Raw genomic sequence first — 16,330 nt, 5'->3', positions numbered from 1 at the left:
GTCCTCGTCCCCTACGGAAAGACGGGAGTAAAGGGCTGTGATTTTGTTGTAATCATTCATGTGCATATCCTCCTGTGCGTCCATGTAGAGTTCCTTTACACTTAAGATTATGCACTCCAGCGGGCGCTGCCATACTCCATACCGTGCCGGTACTTCTTGGCGTTCTTGCTTTTGAGATACACGGCCAATCGCAGGCCAGCGCCGCAGCACAGCCCCACCAGCAGGTCCAAAGGGTGCAGGCTGGGCCACCAGCTGGCCAGCGCCACCGGCAGCGTGGAGAAGAACGAAAGCATTTTTGCCGAAGCGTCCGCACCCACGGCCATCCGCCATCCTTCACCGAAGTTGGTTGCGAACAGCCCCATCAGGATATAGGGCATATTCAGCAAAAGGAGCTTTTTGATGTCAAGTTGCTTTTTCATCTTCATCGTTCCAGCTCCTTCCGCTTGTTCCGGTCCACAACGGCGTGTTTCACCAGCTCTTTGAACTGGCTCAGCTTTGCCAGCACGGACGGACGCTCTGTTTTCTGCGCCTTTCTGACCTTCTTGCCGGTGTACTCGGTAAAGGCAGCGGTCAGGGCATCCGCATCGCGGCCTTTGAAAAAGATCAGGTACTTGGGCGGGGAGCTGCTGCGGTCCTTCTTCACCGCATAGTCAACGCCGTATTTCCGGGCGATCTTTTCAAACTCCTTGATGGAGGGGTCGGTGATCTCGATGTTGGAAACGCCCTGATTCTGGCCGATCAGCTGCTTCACCGTCTGTTTGCCGTGGGGAATCACGGGGGTATCCCGGCTTTTCTGCTTTTGCAGCTTCTTTTCCTTGCGGTGGGCAAGGTACTTGGTGATGGCGGCCTTAAACAGCCGCCCGGTAAACTTTGTTCCGCTGACTACCAGCGTCAAAGTCCTGTTTTCCACTTCCTCCTGCATAGGTCATCGCCTCCTTTCCACGGATTTTGCAGGGGTGGCGCTTGATACTAAGGCGGGACCACCAGCCGCCGCAGCAGGTATTTCATCATGGCAGGCTCCTTTCAACGCAGCTGATCGGAGCGGTCATAGTACAGATGTCCCTGGCGCACCTTGGCATGGCTGAGAATCTTGATGTGGCCCTTTTCCTGGTTCTCCAGGCTTTTCTGGTATCCGGCCTCCGTCAGAAACAGGCGGGTCCGTTCGCCTTTCCAGCCCACCGGCGAATCGTGGGTCAGCACATCGAAGATAATCATGTGCCGGGTGTCCTCGGCAAACCGCTCCAAATCCATGTACTCATGGCCGTGGTAGTTCTGCGCCCCGGCCTTGAGCCGCATTTCCTCCATCAGCTGGCCCACGGTCTTACGCTCAGGCATGGCGCGCACCTCCTTTCCCGCGTCCCTGGCCTTTCACAGTCAGGATACCGTCCAGGGTGGTAGCGGTGATCCGCAGGCGCTCAGCGGTGGCGATGTCATTCTTCACGGTCTCGTCGATGCCGTGGCCGCAGACCACCAGCACATGGGACCGGCGCAGATAGTCTCGCACCATATCCAGCCCGTCCTTGTGTTCCTGGGGAATCTCGTCCTTGAGGAAGGTGGACAAGAACAGAACCGGGCAGATGGGCGAATACCCGGCGTCGTACACCTGGCGGCAGTAGGTGGCAGCGTTCTCGGCGTTCTCATACTGGTTGTTGCTCCAGGGAGCCGTAATGTAGGCAAGAGGTCGTTTCATGGCAAAATCCTTTCTCCCGGTATTGCCGGGCAACAGAAAAGCGGCTGTTTACCAGCCGCCTGTGTTCATATCGTGATTGACTTGTACGGTGTAGTGATTGCTGATCGTGGTGGGCGCGTTGAACAGCACTGCAAGCAAATACTGTTTCATATTGCGGACCTCCGTGGTGTTTTTCTGCATACCGTCCATGACAAATCGGATATGCTCGCTATCCAGCTTCAAGAACCGGGAGCGCACGACTTCATGGGGAAAGTCGCTGCCAGCGATCCGAGTGGTTTTACGTTTGGCACAAACGGTCTCCACCATCAGCTCCACAATCTCGTCCAGGTCCTCACGGTAGGTCGAAAACTCTCTGCACAGATAGTCATACTCGATGTTCTCCAGAATCAATTCCCGATAATTTTCTATCTCTGAGACAGACATCGCATCCCTTCCTTTCCGTTCCGGCAGCTGTGCTGCCGCTGTTTCCCGGAAGGGAATGGAATCGGTACTTGCTCCATGAGTATTTTGTTTTTGAGTATTTGGTTTCTCTATATTTAATTCTGCGGGCTTTTCCGTATCCGGTTTATCCAGATACGGGTTTTCCGTATCTGGTGAAGCCGTATCTGGTACAGCCGTATCCGGCCTTGGCGTTTCTGGCTGCCTGGGCTGGGGTTTCTCATAAATCACATACTCGGTGTCGCTGATCCGGCCTTGTTGGTCCCGCAGCTGGTTCCGCACGATGTAACCGGCGGTTTCCAACTCCCGCAGCGCACTGCCGATGGCATCAACGCCCTCCTTGCAGATTTTCGCAAGTCCACGGGTAGTATAGTTCCAGTCATCAGGCAGGGATAACATCATGGAAAGAAGCCCCTTTGCCTTGAGGGATAGTTCGTGGTTCCGCAGGTGATGATTGCTCATCACGGTATAATCTTTGGTCCGTTCAATGCGAAAAACGGCCATTGACTTCACTCCTTTCTAATTTTAGGGCATGAAAAAAGCCACAATCCTTCGTGAAAAAGACTGTGGCTTTCAGCTGTTTTTGTTGTTCTGCCAGGGCCGGTAAGGACGCTTGTACTTCGGCGGATGACTGAACATCGGCTCATGCTCCGAAAACGGGAGGGTCTGCAAAACCCGGTCAATGTCGGTGGATTCCATATCATACTGGGACTGGCAACTTTCCCGGATGGCATCTTTGATGCTCTGGACAGTACACATATTCATTCCTTTCCTTTCGTAGTGATAATGAGTTTACGGGTGGCGGCGGCGCTTGTCCGGTTTGAAGTCGAGCACATGGCCCTCGATCACACGGGCATACCGCTTGATTTTGATTTCCCGACGCTTCTGGCTTACGAGGGCGGCCTGATACCCGTCCTCCGTAAGAAACAGCCGCATATCATCGCCGGGGCAGCCGTAGGAACAAGGGCGCTGAACGGAAAACTCGATCATCCAGCGGGTGCTGTCCTGAAAACGCTCTACGGCCAAGATATTGTGTCCTTTCAGCTCACGGGCTGAAATATCCCTCATAGGCGGCTCCTTTCATCGTTCCTGGTCTCTCTGGCGCTTCTTCTGCCACGCCTCCAGCAGTTTGATAATGGTTTCCTGCATCCGCTGGGGCGTATAGCTTTTGGGGAAATACTTCCGCAGGGTGTCGGAGGTGAAAGTCACTTTGTCGAGATCACTTTTCTTTTCCTCACCCATGATGACGCGCATCATATCGAGGGTCAGATGTCCCTCCTGGCTGTATTTCTTGAGTCGCTGAGCCTGGGAGAGAGAGGGGGTAGCCTGTTCGCTGTCCATCGCGTCCAGCAAATCCCGCTGTTCTTCTTTTTTGAGAAAGGACAGCTCATAAGCCGGATTGAGGGCGATTTTCTTTTCATCGACCATATCCAGCAGTTCGGGAATCAGCTCCGTCAGGCGGATATAGCGCTGCACCTGGTTCCTACTCGAACCAGCCTGCTGCGCCAACAATTCATCTGCACGCAACTTCGTCCCAAGTTGGGACGAAGTTAAGTCCCCCCGTGCGCCTTGGTGTTTCATAGCCTCCAGCTTCATCTTGTAAGCAAAGGCCCTTTCGCTGGGGAGCAGGCTTTCACGTTGTAAGTTGCTGTCCACCATGATGATAGTGGCAGCATCATCGTCCAGGTCTCGGACAATGACAGGCATGGTTTCTTTCTCGGCCAGCTCACTGGCCCGGTGCCGCCTGTGACCGGCAACCAGCTCATAGCCGCCCTCCGGGTCCGGGCGGGCGATCGCCGGAACCAGAACACCATACTGCCGAACGCTGTCGGCGGTCTCCATCATGGCCTCGTCATCCTTGACTTTGAAGGGATGCCCCTTAAATGGGTGCAGCTCAGACAGCGGAATTTCCTGTATCTTCTCCAGCTTGGCATCCTGGCGGCTTTCCTCGGTGGAAAACAAATCATCGTATGGAGCCAGCTCTACTTTTTTCGCGCTGCTTTTCAAGTTTTATCACCTCCTTGGTCAGATTCTTATAGCCCTCGGCCACCTTGCCATTAGGGTCATGGGCAAAAATGCTTTTGCCCTCGGCGCTGATCTCCTTTGCCCGGACAGAATGGGGAATCTCGGTGCCGAACACCTTGATTTTGCTGCCATAGGTCTCCCGCAGCAGGGCGGCAATCTCCTTGGCGAAGTTGGTGCGGTTGTCCACCATCGTCAGCAATATGCCGTCGATCTGGAGCTTGGGGTTGATCTGCCGCTTCACCTTGTTTACGGTCTGGAGCAGCTGTTCCAGGCCCTTGGCGGGCAGGTACTCCGCCTGAACGGGGATTATGACCCTGTTGGCGGCGGCCAGGGCGTTGACCGTGAGCATACCCAGGGATGGCTGGCAGTCAATCAGGATATGGGAATACTGTCCCTTGAGCGTGTCCAGATACTGCCGCAGGATGGTCTCTCGGCTCATGGCGTTCACCAGGGAGACCTCCATGCCGGAGAGCTGGATGTCTGCGGGCATCAGGTCAACGCCCTCCGGGTGGTGCAGGATACCCTCGCCGGGGCGCAGCGGCTCGTCCATCAGGATACGGCCCATCGCGTCGGACAGGGTAAAGGGCAGCTTGTCCGGCTGGGGGTGGCCCAGGCTGATGGTCAGGCTGCCTTGCGGGTCCCCGTCGATCAGCAGCACTTTCTTTCCGGCCTGCGCCAGCCCAATCCCCAGGTTCGCGCAGGTGGTTGTCTTGCCAACGCCGCCTTTCTGGTTGGCGATGGCGATGATTTGCGTGTTCAATGACTTCACCTCATTTCTGAATTGTTCTATGGCTTCTGGAAATAGAAAAAGCCGCCACTTCAAAAATTGAAAGTGACGGCCTTTTCTTATCCCGGAATGAAATTCCCCGGAAACGCAAAAAGCGCCCAGTAGAAAATACTGAGCGCTTGGCGATTAGATTTATTCTCTTTTGTTCAAATTAGGTCAAATTCAGACAAACCGTTTTCACGAAAAAGGTCTCTTGGAGATGTATAAATAAACATCCCCTTGGCATCCCAAAATCGCGTCTCGGTTGTCCTATTTTTTAACCCATAAGCCCTCTTTTTGGGGTGGTTGTCCACCATTTAACCCATAGAAAACGGGTTAAAAGAGGCTTCGTTCTGTCAAATTGCGTCAAACCATTTGAAAAGGAAAAACCCCGGAAACCGCGTAGTTCCGGGGTTTTTGACCACTTTTGATAAAGTTTAGCGCTTGCTGAACTGCGGAGCGCGACGGGCAGCCTTGAGGCCGTATTTCTTTCTCTCTTTCATACGTGGGTCACGAGTAAGGAATCCGGCTTTCTTTAATACCGGACGGAACTCTGGGTCTGCTTCCAGAAGAGCTCTTGCGATACCGTGACGGATTGCGCCAGCCTGTCCTGTGTAGCCGCCGCCGTGTACGTTTACTAATACGTCAAATTTATCTGCTGTGGATGTTAACTCTAATGGCTGACGTGCGATAACTTTTAATGTGTCAAATCCAAAGTAATCATCCATGTCTTTCTTATTGATTGTTACTTTTCCTGTTCCTGGCATAAGGTAAACTCTTGCAACACTGCTTTTTCTTCTACCAGTTCCGTAATATCTTGTAGTAGCCACTTACTTTTCCTCCTTAAATTAATACTTGATTTCTAACTCTTTTGGCTGCTGTGCAGCGTGTTTGTGATCTGGACCAGCATATACATAAAGCTTTCTGTACATCTGTCTTCCAAGAGGTCCTTTAGGAAGCATACCTTTTACGGCAAGTTCAAGAACTTGTTCTGGTTTCTTAGCCAGTTTCTCTTTTAATGTGGTTTCTTTCATTCCACCAACGTAATCGCTGTGATGGTAGTAGATCTTCTGGTCTAATTTCTTACCAGTTACTTTGATCTTGTCAGCGTTTACGATAATTACATAATCACCGCAGTCCATGTGTGGTGTGAAGATCGGTTTGTTTTTTCCTCTTAAAACTTTAGCAACTTCAGATGCTAAACGTCCTAATGTATGTCCTGTAGCGTCAACTACATACCAGTCTCTTGTGATGGTAGATGGGCTAGCCATAAAACTTTTCATGAGTCTGTCTCCTCCTGTTAAAATCTGAATCAATCTTGTACGGAATGTGACTTCCTGGCTGTCCGGACCCTCCATCACATTCAAATCCTGCCTGTGCAGGTCTATGAAAAAAATGCATCCCGGGGCTTTGAGACGCATTTATTCGCATATCACAGTTAGATATTATATAATATCCCGCCGGGCGTGTCAACGAATTTTTTCAGGATATTTTATCTTTTTTCGCTGTGCATCCGCCCGGCCGGCGGCATGAATTTTTATATTTTATATCGTAGTGCAATGTTATATTGTATCCGGATTGCCGGAGCACTCTCATCCGGCGTACATACTTTCTCTAATCAACGGTCCTTTTGTGAGAAAACGTTTCGGAGACTTCACCCAGCCGGTCCTGCCGTTAGTGAGCTTCACTTTAAAGCGTACCCGGGAACCATTCACATAACATTTCTCCACCCGGAATTTCTGCCCTTTGTTCACCCGGATTTTCTTTTTGGAGGAAGTGGCAGACTTGTACAGCCAGAAAGATTTTCTCGCTGTTACCTTTTTCCCGCGGCCGTATTTGTAATTTTTGTAGACTTTTACTTTTCCGTATTTCGTCACAGGAGCCAGCCGCCCATTTTTATACTGATAAGTATATTTCAAATCAATCCCTGCAAACGCCTGGGACATGGAAAAGAGTTTTACTTTCAGACGATTTCCGGACACTTTAAGAACTTCTCCGGTATTATGTGAACCATATCTAAAAAATGTCTGAAAATCCAATAACCGATTCAGCTTTCCATCGCCATAGACATATAAGGCGCACGGACCGTCTCCATTATCTCCCTGCAGATAGACGTATACGATAACCGTTCCATCCTGAAGCGTATATAGTTTGACATAATCCTCATAAAAATAATAGTCATGGGTTAAATAAATGGCCTCCTGTCCGTTGATCATAATAGAAAAATTATCGTATCCAATGGAAGTCGTCTGTCTTTTTCTGATTTGAATGGTATCATTCACCCCATCTCCGGTGATGTCATAGCTAGTATAATAGCTTCCCGTGAGATCCACTTCCTGCGGGTTTGCCGCCTGCGCGTTTCTGGCAGGCAGAAGACAGAACAAAAATGCAAGCGCCAGCATACTGCTAAAAATCCAGCTTTTTTTCATAAAGAATTCCTCCCGTTCATTTTTCTTTTGGTCAAACCGTAAGATTCTCTTTCATTTTATCATACGCCGTTTGACCAGACAATACATAGGGCAGTGATATCCCGACGCCGTGAATCTACAGATATTCAATTTTTTTCAGAAATAATCCCTTGGCCGGGGCGGTCTCCCCAGCCCGGGTTCTGTCCCGGCTTTCCAGGATTTCTTTCACATACTCCGGCGGCCAGCCATGAAGTCCGACTTTGATCAGAGTGCCGCTGATGATACGTACCATGTTATAGAGGAATCCTTCGCCTTCCACGCGGATGACGATGTCCTGCGGATGTACATTTTCAGGCTTATTTTCAGGAGCAGACATTCTGTCAGGCTGCCGTTCATCGCACAAGTCGATGCTCCCCTGTTTTCCCCTGATTTGTCCTGTTGCAGTTTCCCTCAAAGAAAGTGCTCTGTCTGAAAAACGCGCTTCCACTGTGATTCCAAGCACTGTCCGCACCGTGGTCTTCACCTGAGTCTGGGCGGCGCAGAAACTTTTGAAATCATGGGTTCCCACCAGGTACTGTCCCGCTTCATTCATGGCAGTCACATCCAGTTGATGCGGCAGCCAGTGGCTGTACAGTCTTCTGGTCGGCAGTGGAGTCCGTCCGGTCTGGATATGATATTCATAAGTTTTTCTTGTATCGCAGTATCTGGGATGGAAATCATCTGACACCTGACAGGAATCCACGATGCGGATATCCTCCGGCAGGCGGGGATTTAATGCAAAGAGCAGTTTATCCCCCGGTATCGGCGTGCCGGAATCAAAAACTGCCACATTGCCGAAGGCATGAACCCCGGCGTCCGTCCGGCTGGCTCCGATCACTTGGATCTCTTCTCCGGTGAGCCGGCTCAAAGCTTTATTCAGTTCTCCTTCTATGGTCGGAACACCGGGCTGAATCTGCCAGCCGCAGTAGCCGGTTCCATCGTAGGCGACAGTGAGTTTAAATCTCTTCATGGAAATCTCCTCTTTAAGCTATCCAGAATCCGCATACGATCATTATCACCACATATAAGAGCAGAATTCCGTAAGCAATAAAATCATTTCTTCTATATATAAGCGGTTTCAGTTTGGTCCGGCCTTCTCCGCCGCTATAGCAGCGGGCGTCCATGGCGAGAGCCAGGTCGGAGGCCCGGCGGATAGCTGAGATGAACAGCGGTACCAGTACGGGCAGAAGTTTTCTTGCCCGCTGGAAGATATTTCCGGATTCCAAGTCGGCGCCCCGGGACATCTGCGCTTTCATGATCTTATCAAGTTCCTGCGTGAGAATCGGGATGAACCGCAGGGCGATAGATATCATCATGGAAAGCTCGTGGATCGGTATGTGCAGGCGCTGAAGAAATCCCAGAGATTTTTCCAGACCGTCGGTGAGTTGGTTTGGCGTGGTGGTAAATGTCATGATGGATGAACCCATGACAAGATATACGAGACGCACCACAAGATAGAAGGATATCCAGATGCCTTCCTGGGTGATTCTAACCGGCCCTGCCTCAAAGAGAACTGTGCCCGGCGTACACAGCAGGTTCACGATCGCAGAAAAGCAGATAATGATAAACAACGGTTTTACTCCACGTATTACCATAGAAAACGGCACTCTGGACATGACGATGACGCTGCCCAGAAAAAGAGTCGCCACAATAAGTCCCAAAACAGATCTCGGGAAAAACAGAGTAATCACAAACAGCAGGGTACCCGCCAGTTTCACCCGCGGATCCAGCCGGTGCAGAGGAGAATCCGCCTTATAATATTGTCCTAAAGTCATTTCTCGAAGCATTGGTGTTCCTCCAAAATACGTGCGGCCAGCTCTTCTACCGTCAGCGGGATTTTTCCGCGTGTTTTTGTCTGCATCGTCTCCCCGGCTGCCGCACCGTCTCTGATGTCCGCGCCGGACGAATTCCTAAAGTATCCTCCGGCTGTAAGACGATTGTAGAATTGCAGAGACTGGGGTATGGCAAGGCCCATATCTTTTAGTTCCTTTTCTCTTGAAAAAACCTTTTCTGTAGTGTCGTCCATGACAAGCTGTCCGCGGTCCATGACCAGAACTCGCCGGGCGTTTTCTGCCACGTCGTCCATATCATGAGATACGAGCAGAATAGTGATATTTTCTTTCTCATTGAGATATTTCAGCAGGGAGAAAAGATTTTCTTTTCCCTTTCCATCCAGACCTGCCACCGGTTCATCAAGAATGAGATATTCTGGTTCCATGGCGAGGATGCCCGCCAGTGCCACCCGCCGTTTCTGTCCGCCGGAGAGCGCAAAGGGCGATGCCGTCTCCAGTTTCGGCGAGATGCCCGCCAGCTCCATAGCTTTTCTCGCTTTTTCCTCACAGGTCTGCTGATCAAATCCCATATTCTTCGGGCCGAAAGCAATGTCTTTTAAGACGGTTTCCTCAAAAAGCTGGTATTCCGGGTACTGGAAACAGAGAGCCACCTTCTGCCTGAGCTTTTGCAGTGAAAACTTCCCGTCAAACACATTTTCACCGTCAAAATAATATTCTCCGCTCATGGGCCTGAGCAGACCGTTCAGGTGCTGGAGAAGAGTGGATTTGCCGGAACCGCTGTGTCCGATCAACGCCGCGTATTCTCCCTTTTCCAGGGAGAAACTGATGTCCCGAATGGCGTATTGTTTTTCTTCCTGCCACTGATCTTTATATTGATAACTGATATTTTTTAAAACAATTCCCATAATTATTTCCTGTCAAATGTACAGGGCTGCCGATATAAAATATCTGGCTCTTTCATCAATCGGCCCTGTTTGGTTTTCTATCCGTCTCTCATGAATTATCTTGTTCAATATTTCCCGGTCCGGATTGCAGCAGAAATTTTTCCAGTGCTCTGCCGTCCTGAATCTCCGCCGGTATATCCATACCGCCCTGCCGCAGCAGGAAAAGGAGTTCTTTGTCAAATGGCAGAGAAATACCCAGCGCCCGGATGGCGTCTGCCTGTTCCCAGAGTTGCTCCGGACGTCCCTCCATGGCAACCTGACCTTCGTTCATCACATAAATGTAATCCGCATGCTCCACTTCTTCTATATGATGAGTGATGTAGATAACAGTGATGCCCTTATCCCGGTTTAAGTGACGGATGGCGTCCAGCACTTCTTTTCTGCCTCGCGGATCCAGCATGGCGGTCGGCTCGTCGAAAACGATACATTCCGGTTCCATGGCGAGGATACCCGCAATGGCAACCTTCTGTTTCTGCCCACCGGAGAGGCTGCCCGGAGACTTTTCCCGGTAAGCTGTCATCCCTGTTGCCTCCAGAGCCTCGGCAATCCGAGTCCAGATCTGCTCTGTTGGCACGCCAAGATTCTCCGGACCAAAGGCAACGTCTTCCTCAACCAGATTGCCGATGATCTGGTTGTCCGGATTCTGGAACACCATCCCCGCGGTCCTCCGGATCGGAATAATATTTTCCGGCCGGGAGGAATCCATATTTTTTATAAAAACAGTTCCCCCGGAGGGCTGCAGAAGCGCCGTCAACTGTCTGGCCAGAGTGGACTTACCGGAACCGTTATGTCCCAGAATACCTACAAAATCTCCTTTTTTTATGGAGATGGACACGTCATCGAGGACAGTCTTCTCTTCCGGGGTTTCCTGATTTTCCGTATAAGTCTTATATTTAAAAATTAAATTTAATGTCTCTATTATTTTCATATTTATCTTACTATATATTAAACGACAAAAAAGGAGACCGCCGTAACAGTCTCCTCCGATCATTTATACCTTATACTAATTCGATGATAACTTCCAGAGCAGCGTCACCTTTACGCTGTCCAATTTTGACGATTCTTGTGTAACCACCGTTACGTCCTGCATATTTTGGACCGTACTCGTCAAAAATCTTCTGTGCTAAATCGATTTTCTTTGTATTTGCTTTTCTTCCTTTTGCTTCAGCCGGAACCTCTGTTACAGGATATAATACCTTTAACATCTGACGTCTTGCATGAAGTCTGGAAGGCAGATCTTTTTTGATTTCTTTCTCAACAGTGTCGTATACAGTAACTTTCTTACCGTCTACAACTTCTTTTACTCTCTTGCCATCTTTATCTTTTTTGGCAACCTTTGCCTGAACCTTAACAACTTCGTAGTTATCTTTCTCTTTTACGCCCAGTGCAATCAGACCTTCTGCAATTTTACGAATCTCTTTTGCCTTTGCCTCTGTTGTACGAATCTTTCCATGATACAGTAACTGTGTTACCTGATTACGTAATAATGCTTTTCTCTGATTGGATGTTCTGCCTAATTTTCTGTATTTTGCCATTGTAATGGACCTCCTGTTTATTTTTCGCCATGCTTACTTCACCTTCAGCCTAGGCGGGTCTATTGTCTGCTCCTGAACCGCTTCTCCGGCACAGGAAATATATCGGCAAAAGCCGATTATTTACTCTTCGCTTGAGTTGAGGGAAAGACCCAGCTCTTTTAATTTAGCCAGCACCTCTTCCAAAGACTTCCGTCCAAGGTTACGAACCTTCATCATGTCTTCCGGAGTCTTGTTGGTCAACTCTTCTACTGTATTAATACCTGCTCTCTTCAGACAGTTGTAAGAACGAACGGATAATTCCAGCTCGTCAATGTTCATCTCCAGAACTTTGTCAACCGGATCCTGAGCGGTCTCAACCATAACCTCGGCAACCTTTGCATTTTCAGATAAATCGATGAAAAGATTCAGGTGCTCGCTCAGTACCTTTGCAGCCAGACTCACTGCTTCATCCGGAGCCAGTGTTCCGTTGGTGAAAACATCCAGAGTCAGCTTGTCAAAGTCTGTAATCTGTCCGACACGAGTATTCTCTACTGTCAAGTTTACTCTCTCGACCGGTGTATAGATAGAATCCACTGCAATTACATCAATGGACTGGTCTTCTGTTTTGTTTTTGTCTGCTCCAACATAACCGCGGCTTTTTGTGATTGTCAGCTCCGCTTCAAAATGACTGTCTGCACCGCCGCTTAACGTTGCGATGACCAAATCCGGATTGATAATCTCGATGTCACTGTCAACCTGAATGTCAGCAGCTGTGACAACACCTTCACCGCTGAATTCAATAAAAGCGCGCTTCGGCTCATTGGAAGAGCTGTTGTTTTTGATGGCCAGCTCTTTGATATTCATAATGATTTCAGTGACATCCTCTTTTACACCCGGAATGGAACTGAACTCATGCAGGACGCCTTTGATCTTCACTGCACTGACAGCTGCCCCCGGTAATGAGGATAACATGATTCTTCTTAAGGAGTTACCTAAAGTTGTGCCGTAACCTCTCTCCAGCGGTTCCACCACAAAACGACCATATTTATTGTCTTCTGAAATTTCTGCTATTTCAATTCTTGGTTTTTCGAAATCAAACACGAATGGGACCCTCCTTTTGGACAAACTTCAATACATACCACAATTGAATGCCTGAAAACAGGCATCCAATTGGAAGAATCATTAATTATTTGGAATATAACTCGACGATCAATGTCTCATTGACAGGTACATCAATCATGTCTCTGGAAGGAAGTTCTTTTACGCTTCCTTTGAAGTTCTCCAGGTCAGCGTCTAACCAAGCCGGTACTAAGATACCATCTGTTGCTTCAGCGATGTCTTTGTATCTCTGCATTGTCTTTTTGTTTTCTTTTACTTCGATAACATCGCCAACACTTACTCTGTAGGACGGAATGTTTACACATTTGCCGTTTACAAGGATGTGTTTGTGGCCGACAACCTGTCTTGCTTCTCTTCTTGTTCTCGCAAATCCCATACGGAATACGATGTTGTCAAGTCTTGTCTCAAGGAGAACCATCAGGTTAGTACCTGCAAGGCCCTGCATTCTCTCAGCCTTTGCATAGTAGTTTCTGAAAGGTTTCTCTAATACACCGTAAATGAATTTTGCTTTCTGTTTTTCACGCAGCTGAAGACCGTACTCGCTGATCTTTCTGCTGGAACGAACTAACTTTCTGTTGGATTTTTTATTCACGCCCAGATATACAGGATCCATATCTAAAGACCTGCATCTCTTCAGGACTGGAGTTCTATCAATTGCCATTCTAACTTACCTCCTATCAGACTAGACTCTTCTTCTCTTTGGTGGACGGCATCCATTGTGTGGTACCGGAGTAACGTCTCTGATGCTTGTTACTTCAAGACCGCATGCCTGAAGGGCACGGATTGCTGCCTCTCTGCCTGAACCTGGTCCTTTTACCATAACTTCTACAGTCTTTAAGCCGTGGATAACTGCTGCTTTTGTAGCTGCTTCCGCTGCCATCTGCGCTGCGTATGGTGTGGACTTTTTGGAGCCTCTGAAGCCCATCTCTCCTGCGCTTGCCCAGGAAATCGCATTACCTTCAGAGTCAGTTAATGTTACAATTGTATTATTAAAGGATGACTGAATATGTGCCTGTCCATGCTGGATATTCTTTTTGACACGTTTTTTCGTCACCTTTTTTGCGACTTTCTTTGCCATTGACGAAACCCTCCTGTAGGTTATTAAATCTATAAAATATACTTAATCTCTTCTTTTATATATTCCTCATGCAGACATAAGGATAGTGTGAAACATAATTTCACACTTATTTCTTCTTATTAGCAACTGTTTTTCTAGGACCTTTACGTGTTCTGGCATTTGTTTTTGTCTTCTGTCCACGAACCGGAAGTCCTTTTCTGTGACGGATACCTCTGTAGCATCCAATCTCCTGCAGACGTTTGATGTTCATCGCGATCTCACGACGAAGATCACCTTCTACTGTGTACTCTGTGTTGATGATCTCGCTGATGCGGCGAACTTCATCGTCTGTTAAATCACGTACACGTGTATCCGGATTTACATTTGCTGCTGCAAGAATCTTGTCAGCGCTTGTTCTTCCAATTCCATAAATATAAGTAAGACCAATTTCTACACGTTTCTCTCTAGGTAAATCGACACCCGAAATACGAGCCATGTGTGCACCTCCACTAAAAATCTTATTCGAATCAATCCATCGTTACCGCAGTACGGTGAAATGACTAACGTGTCTCTCATCGAATGCTCTTTTCAAAATTCAAAATAATTCTCTTAAAATAAAATCGGTAAACTTCCGTTTACCGCAGCCGCTTATTTAAAAATATAATTGCCATGACGGTAGCAATGTCGTACAATACCCATCCCGGGTACCGTAACCAATGACACAACAAAAATCAAGTATCTTCCTTAATCCCTGACCGCCTGGGCGGTGCCGAACTAATTCTTATCCCTGTCTCTGTTTATGTTTTGGATTTTCGCAAATGATTCTGATTGCGCCTTTCCGTTTGATGACTTTACATTTCTCACAGATAGGCTTAACTGATGCTCTAACCTTCACGATAAACTCTCCTTTCCAAAACGTTCAGCGAATATTATAGCATTTCTCTATACAAAAAGCAAGCACGAAAATGCCAAAAGTCGGCATAAATATGCCTTCTTTCACGGGTAAATCGTACAAAGCCTTCTTGTCTGTCTCACATCTGCCCTGAAGCATCCTGCTCCGGAGCATCAGGACGATCATTTCTGCAGATGATCCTTTTACTTATCTCTCCAGATAATTCTGCCTTTTGTTAAATCGTATGGGGAAAGTTCGATGGTCACCTTATCTCCAGGCAAAATCTTGATGAAGTTCATACGTAATTTGCCGCTGATATGACCCAGCACCTGATGGCCGTTCTCCAGCTCCACTTTGAACATGGCGTTCGGAAGCTTCTCCACTACCTTTCCTTCTACTTCAATAACATCTGATTTTGACATACTTTAAAATCCTCCTGCTTTCTTTACTTGCGCTCTCCCGCTGCCAGCACCGCTTTTTTAATCTGCATATCCGCGTCGGCTGACTGAACCAGTGCCGGGAAAGCGTCTGCCATTTTCTCAGAGCGCATCATCTGAATATGTTTCTTTTTTTTCATTTTCGGATTGGCAAGGAGTCTGTGGACGCCGTCGCACAATCCGACCATCTCGCCATCCTCGCTGACGATCATATAAAGTCTGCCTTTATCATGTCCGCAGAGTGAGGTGGCAAAATAACCTGCTTTATATTCTATCATATATTTTCTCCGTTACAAGCAAAAAATTCTAAAAAGTAAATTTAATTTATCTGTTTTGTTTTATGAAAACTGCCCATATTCCGCAGAAAACTCCCTATTTCTCTTCCGGCAGCATAGTAAGAATCTCGCATCCGTCTTCTGTGATGGCAATGGTATTCTCATAGTGAGCGGAAAGGCCTCCGTCCCTTGTGACGACAGTCCAGTCGTCGTCCATCCACCACACGTCACAGGTACCTGCATTGATCATCGGCTCTATGGCAAGAGTCATACCTTTCTGAAGTCTTGCGCCCCGCCGCAGGCGGACAAAGTTTGGTATCTCCGGCTCTTCGTGCAGTGAAGTTCCTATACCATGGCCTACCAGATCGCGCACAACGGAAAAACGATTCTTTTCAGCATAAGTCTGGATTCCTCTGGCAATATCAACTAAATGTTTGCCCGGTTTTGCATTTTTTATTCCCTCAAAAAAAGATTGCTTTGTCACATCAATGAGTTTTCTCGCCTCATCGCTGATCTCTCCCACGCCATGGGTCCTCGCTGCATCCGAATGATATCCTTTATAGATCAACCCGGCATCCAGACTGACAATATCGCCATTTTTGATATAGCGCCGGTCTGACGGAATGCCATGAACCACTTCGTTATTGACAGACACACAGATGGAGGCCGGATAGCCGTTATAATTTAAGAAATTCGGGATACATCCAAAGCTTCGAATCATCTCCTCACCCAATCGGTCAATGTCCTTGGTAGTCATTCCTTCTTTCAGTTCTTTTCCCAGCTCATAGTGGACCTTCGCCAGAATCTGACCGGCAGTCCGCATTAATTCAATCTCATGTTCGCTCTTGATCGTAATTGACATCGTTTCTCCCCTTGTGTTGTTCTAAAATGATTTTAATTTATTTGTCTATAATAATCGGAATCTGTTATTCT

The 16,330-nt window shown here is 48.1% G+C and carries 24 protein-coding genes and 1 pseudogene; all 25 read right to left on the bottom strand.

Going from position 1 to position 16,330, the window contains the following annotated elements; translation table 11 throughout:
- Positions 1-116 precede the first annotated feature (116 nt).
- Positions 117-419: pseudogene (locus B5F87_RS13095) on the bottom strand (type IV secretory system conjugative DNA transfer family protein); the annotation flags it as partial.
- 2 nt (positions 420-421) lie between these two features.
- Positions 422-922 carry a PcfB family protein gene (locus tag B5F87_RS13090; protein ID WP_002576352.1) on the bottom strand — a complete coding sequence of 167 codons (501 nt, stop codon included), beginning with the start codon at positions 920-922 and terminating at the stop codon, positions 422-424.
- Between the two features lie 101 nt (positions 923-1,023).
- On the bottom strand, positions 1,024-1,335 hold the full coding sequence (locus tag B5F87_RS13085; RefSeq protein ID WP_002576353.1) for a DUF5720 family protein: 312 nt from the start codon (positions 1,333-1,335) through the stop codon (positions 1,024-1,026).
- Positions 1,328-1,690: a hypothetical protein gene (locus B5F87_RS13080; protein ID WP_002578791.1), complete on the bottom strand. Its 363-nt coding sequence runs from the start codon at positions 1,688-1,690 to the stop codon at positions 1,328-1,330. The genes B5F87_RS13085 and B5F87_RS13080 overlap by 8 nt, the downstream gene beginning before the upstream one ends.
- 48 nt (positions 1,691-1,738) lie before the next feature.
- Positions 1,739-2,632, bottom strand: coding sequence for a DUF6017 domain-containing protein (locus tag B5F87_RS13075; RefSeq protein WP_002576355.1), 894 nt, complete (start codon positions 2,630-2,632; stop codon positions 1,739-1,741).
- 69 nt (positions 2,633-2,701) lie between these two features.
- Positions 2,702-2,893 (bottom strand): hypothetical protein, encoded by a 192-nt coding sequence (locus tag B5F87_RS13070; protein WP_002576356.1) that lies wholly within the window; start codon positions 2,891-2,893, stop codon positions 2,702-2,704.
- A gap of 27 nt (positions 2,894-2,920) precedes the next feature.
- Positions 2,921-3,196: a DUF5720 family protein gene (locus tag B5F87_RS13065; RefSeq protein ID WP_002576357.1), complete on the bottom strand. Its 276-nt coding sequence runs from the start codon at positions 3,194-3,196 to the stop codon at positions 2,921-2,923.
- Between the two features lie 12 nt (positions 3,197-3,208).
- A complete protein-coding gene (locus B5F87_RS13060) occupies positions 3,209-4,135 on the bottom strand; it encodes a ParB/RepB/Spo0J family partition protein (protein WP_002576358.1) in 927 nt (308 codons plus the stop codon).
- The gene (locus B5F87_RS13055; protein WP_002576359.1) at positions 4,092-4,913 is read right to left on the bottom strand and encodes a ParA family protein; all 822 of its coding nucleotides are present in this window, start codon (positions 4,911-4,913) and stop codon (positions 4,092-4,094) included. The genes B5F87_RS13060 and B5F87_RS13055 overlap by 44 nt, the downstream gene beginning before the upstream one ends.
- Before the next feature lie 443 nt (positions 4,914-5,356).
- Positions 5,357-5,749 (bottom strand): 30S ribosomal protein S9, encoded by a 393-nt coding sequence (rpsI, locus tag B5F87_RS13050; protein ID WP_087281740.1) that lies wholly within the window; start codon positions 5,747-5,749, stop codon positions 5,357-5,359.
- An 18-nt stretch (positions 5,750-5,767) separates the two neighbouring features.
- Positions 5,768-6,202: a 50S ribosomal protein L13 gene (rplM, locus tag B5F87_RS13045; RefSeq protein WP_087281738.1), complete on the bottom strand. Its 435-nt coding sequence runs from the start codon at positions 6,200-6,202 to the stop codon at positions 5,768-5,770.
- 309 nt (positions 6,203-6,511) lie between these two features.
- On the bottom strand, positions 6,512-7,348 hold the full coding sequence (locus B5F87_RS13040; RefSeq protein WP_087281736.1) for a hypothetical protein: 837 nt from the start codon (positions 7,346-7,348) through the stop codon (positions 6,512-6,514).
- Positions 7,349-7,463: 115 nt separating this feature from the next.
- Positions 7,464-8,336: a tRNA pseudouridine(38-40) synthase TruA gene (gene truA, locus B5F87_RS13035; RefSeq protein ID WP_087281734.1), complete on the bottom strand. Its 873-nt coding sequence runs from the start codon at positions 8,334-8,336 to the stop codon at positions 7,464-7,466.
- A 13-nt stretch (positions 8,337-8,349) separates the two neighbouring features.
- A complete protein-coding gene (locus tag B5F87_RS13030) occupies positions 8,350-9,153 on the bottom strand; it encodes an energy-coupling factor transporter transmembrane component T (RefSeq protein ID WP_087281732.1) in 804 nt (267 codons plus the stop codon).
- Positions 9,138-10,064, bottom strand: coding sequence for an energy-coupling factor transporter ATPase (locus B5F87_RS13025; protein ID WP_087281730.1), 927 nt, complete (start codon positions 10,062-10,064; stop codon positions 9,138-9,140). Before B5F87_RS13025 ends, B5F87_RS13030 begins: the two co-directional genes overlap by 16 nt.
- An 88-nt stretch (positions 10,065-10,152) precedes the next feature.
- Positions 10,153-11,031 (bottom strand): energy-coupling factor transporter ATPase, encoded by an 879-nt coding sequence (locus B5F87_RS13020; RefSeq protein WP_087281748.1) that lies wholly within the window; start codon positions 11,029-11,031, stop codon positions 10,153-10,155.
- A gap of 70 nt (positions 11,032-11,101) precedes the next feature.
- A complete protein-coding gene (locus B5F87_RS13015) occupies positions 11,102-11,638 on the bottom strand; it encodes a L17 family ribosomal protein (RefSeq protein ID WP_087281728.1) in 537 nt (178 codons plus the stop codon).
- Positions 11,639-11,758: 120 nt separating this feature from the next.
- Positions 11,759-12,718 carry a DNA-directed RNA polymerase subunit alpha gene (locus B5F87_RS13010; protein ID WP_087281726.1) on the bottom strand — a complete coding sequence of 320 codons (960 nt, stop codon included), beginning with the start codon at positions 12,716-12,718 and terminating at the stop codon, positions 11,759-11,761.
- Positions 12,719-12,803: 85 nt separating this feature from the next.
- Positions 12,804-13,397: a 30S ribosomal protein S4 gene (gene rpsD, locus B5F87_RS13005; protein ID WP_087281724.1), complete on the bottom strand. Its 594-nt coding sequence runs from the start codon at positions 13,395-13,397 to the stop codon at positions 12,804-12,806.
- 21 nt (positions 13,398-13,418) lie between these two features.
- Positions 13,419-13,814, bottom strand: a complete 396-nt coding sequence (gene rpsK / locus B5F87_RS13000; protein WP_087281722.1) for a 30S ribosomal protein S11 — start codon at positions 13,812-13,814, stop codon at positions 13,419-13,421.
- Between the two features lie 106 nt (positions 13,815-13,920).
- The gene (rpsM, locus tag B5F87_RS12995) at positions 13,921-14,289 is read right to left on the bottom strand and encodes a 30S ribosomal protein S13 (protein WP_087281720.1); all 369 of its coding nucleotides are present in this window, start codon (positions 14,287-14,289) and stop codon (positions 13,921-13,923) included.
- A 285-nt stretch (positions 14,290-14,574) separates the two neighbouring features.
- Positions 14,575-14,688, bottom strand: coding sequence for a 50S ribosomal protein L36 (rpmJ, locus tag B5F87_RS12990; RefSeq protein WP_081452247.1), 114 nt, complete (start codon positions 14,686-14,688; stop codon positions 14,575-14,577).
- 200 nt (positions 14,689-14,888) lie between these two features.
- A complete protein-coding gene (gene infA / locus B5F87_RS12985) occupies positions 14,889-15,107 on the bottom strand; it encodes a translation initiation factor IF-1 (RefSeq protein WP_005344620.1) in 219 nt (72 codons plus the stop codon).
- Positions 15,108-15,130: 23 nt separating this feature from the next.
- Positions 15,131-15,400, bottom strand: a complete 270-nt coding sequence (locus B5F87_RS12980; protein ID WP_087281718.1) for a KOW domain-containing RNA-binding protein — start codon at positions 15,398-15,400, stop codon at positions 15,131-15,133.
- A gap of 94 nt (positions 15,401-15,494) precedes the next feature.
- Entirely contained in the window at positions 15,495-16,259 is a 765-nt protein-coding gene (gene map, locus B5F87_RS12975; RefSeq protein WP_087281716.1) for a type I methionyl aminopeptidase, read from the bottom strand.
- Positions 16,260-16,330 lie beyond the last annotated feature (71 nt).

This window comes from Eubacterium sp. An3 (assembly GCF_002159465.1).
GTDB lineage: Bacteria > Bacillota > Clostridia > Lachnospirales > Lachnospiraceae > Anaerobutyricum > Anaerobutyricum stercoris.
The sequence above is the reverse complement of the archived record's forward strand: the minus strand, read 5'-3'. Positions and strand labels throughout refer to the sequence as shown.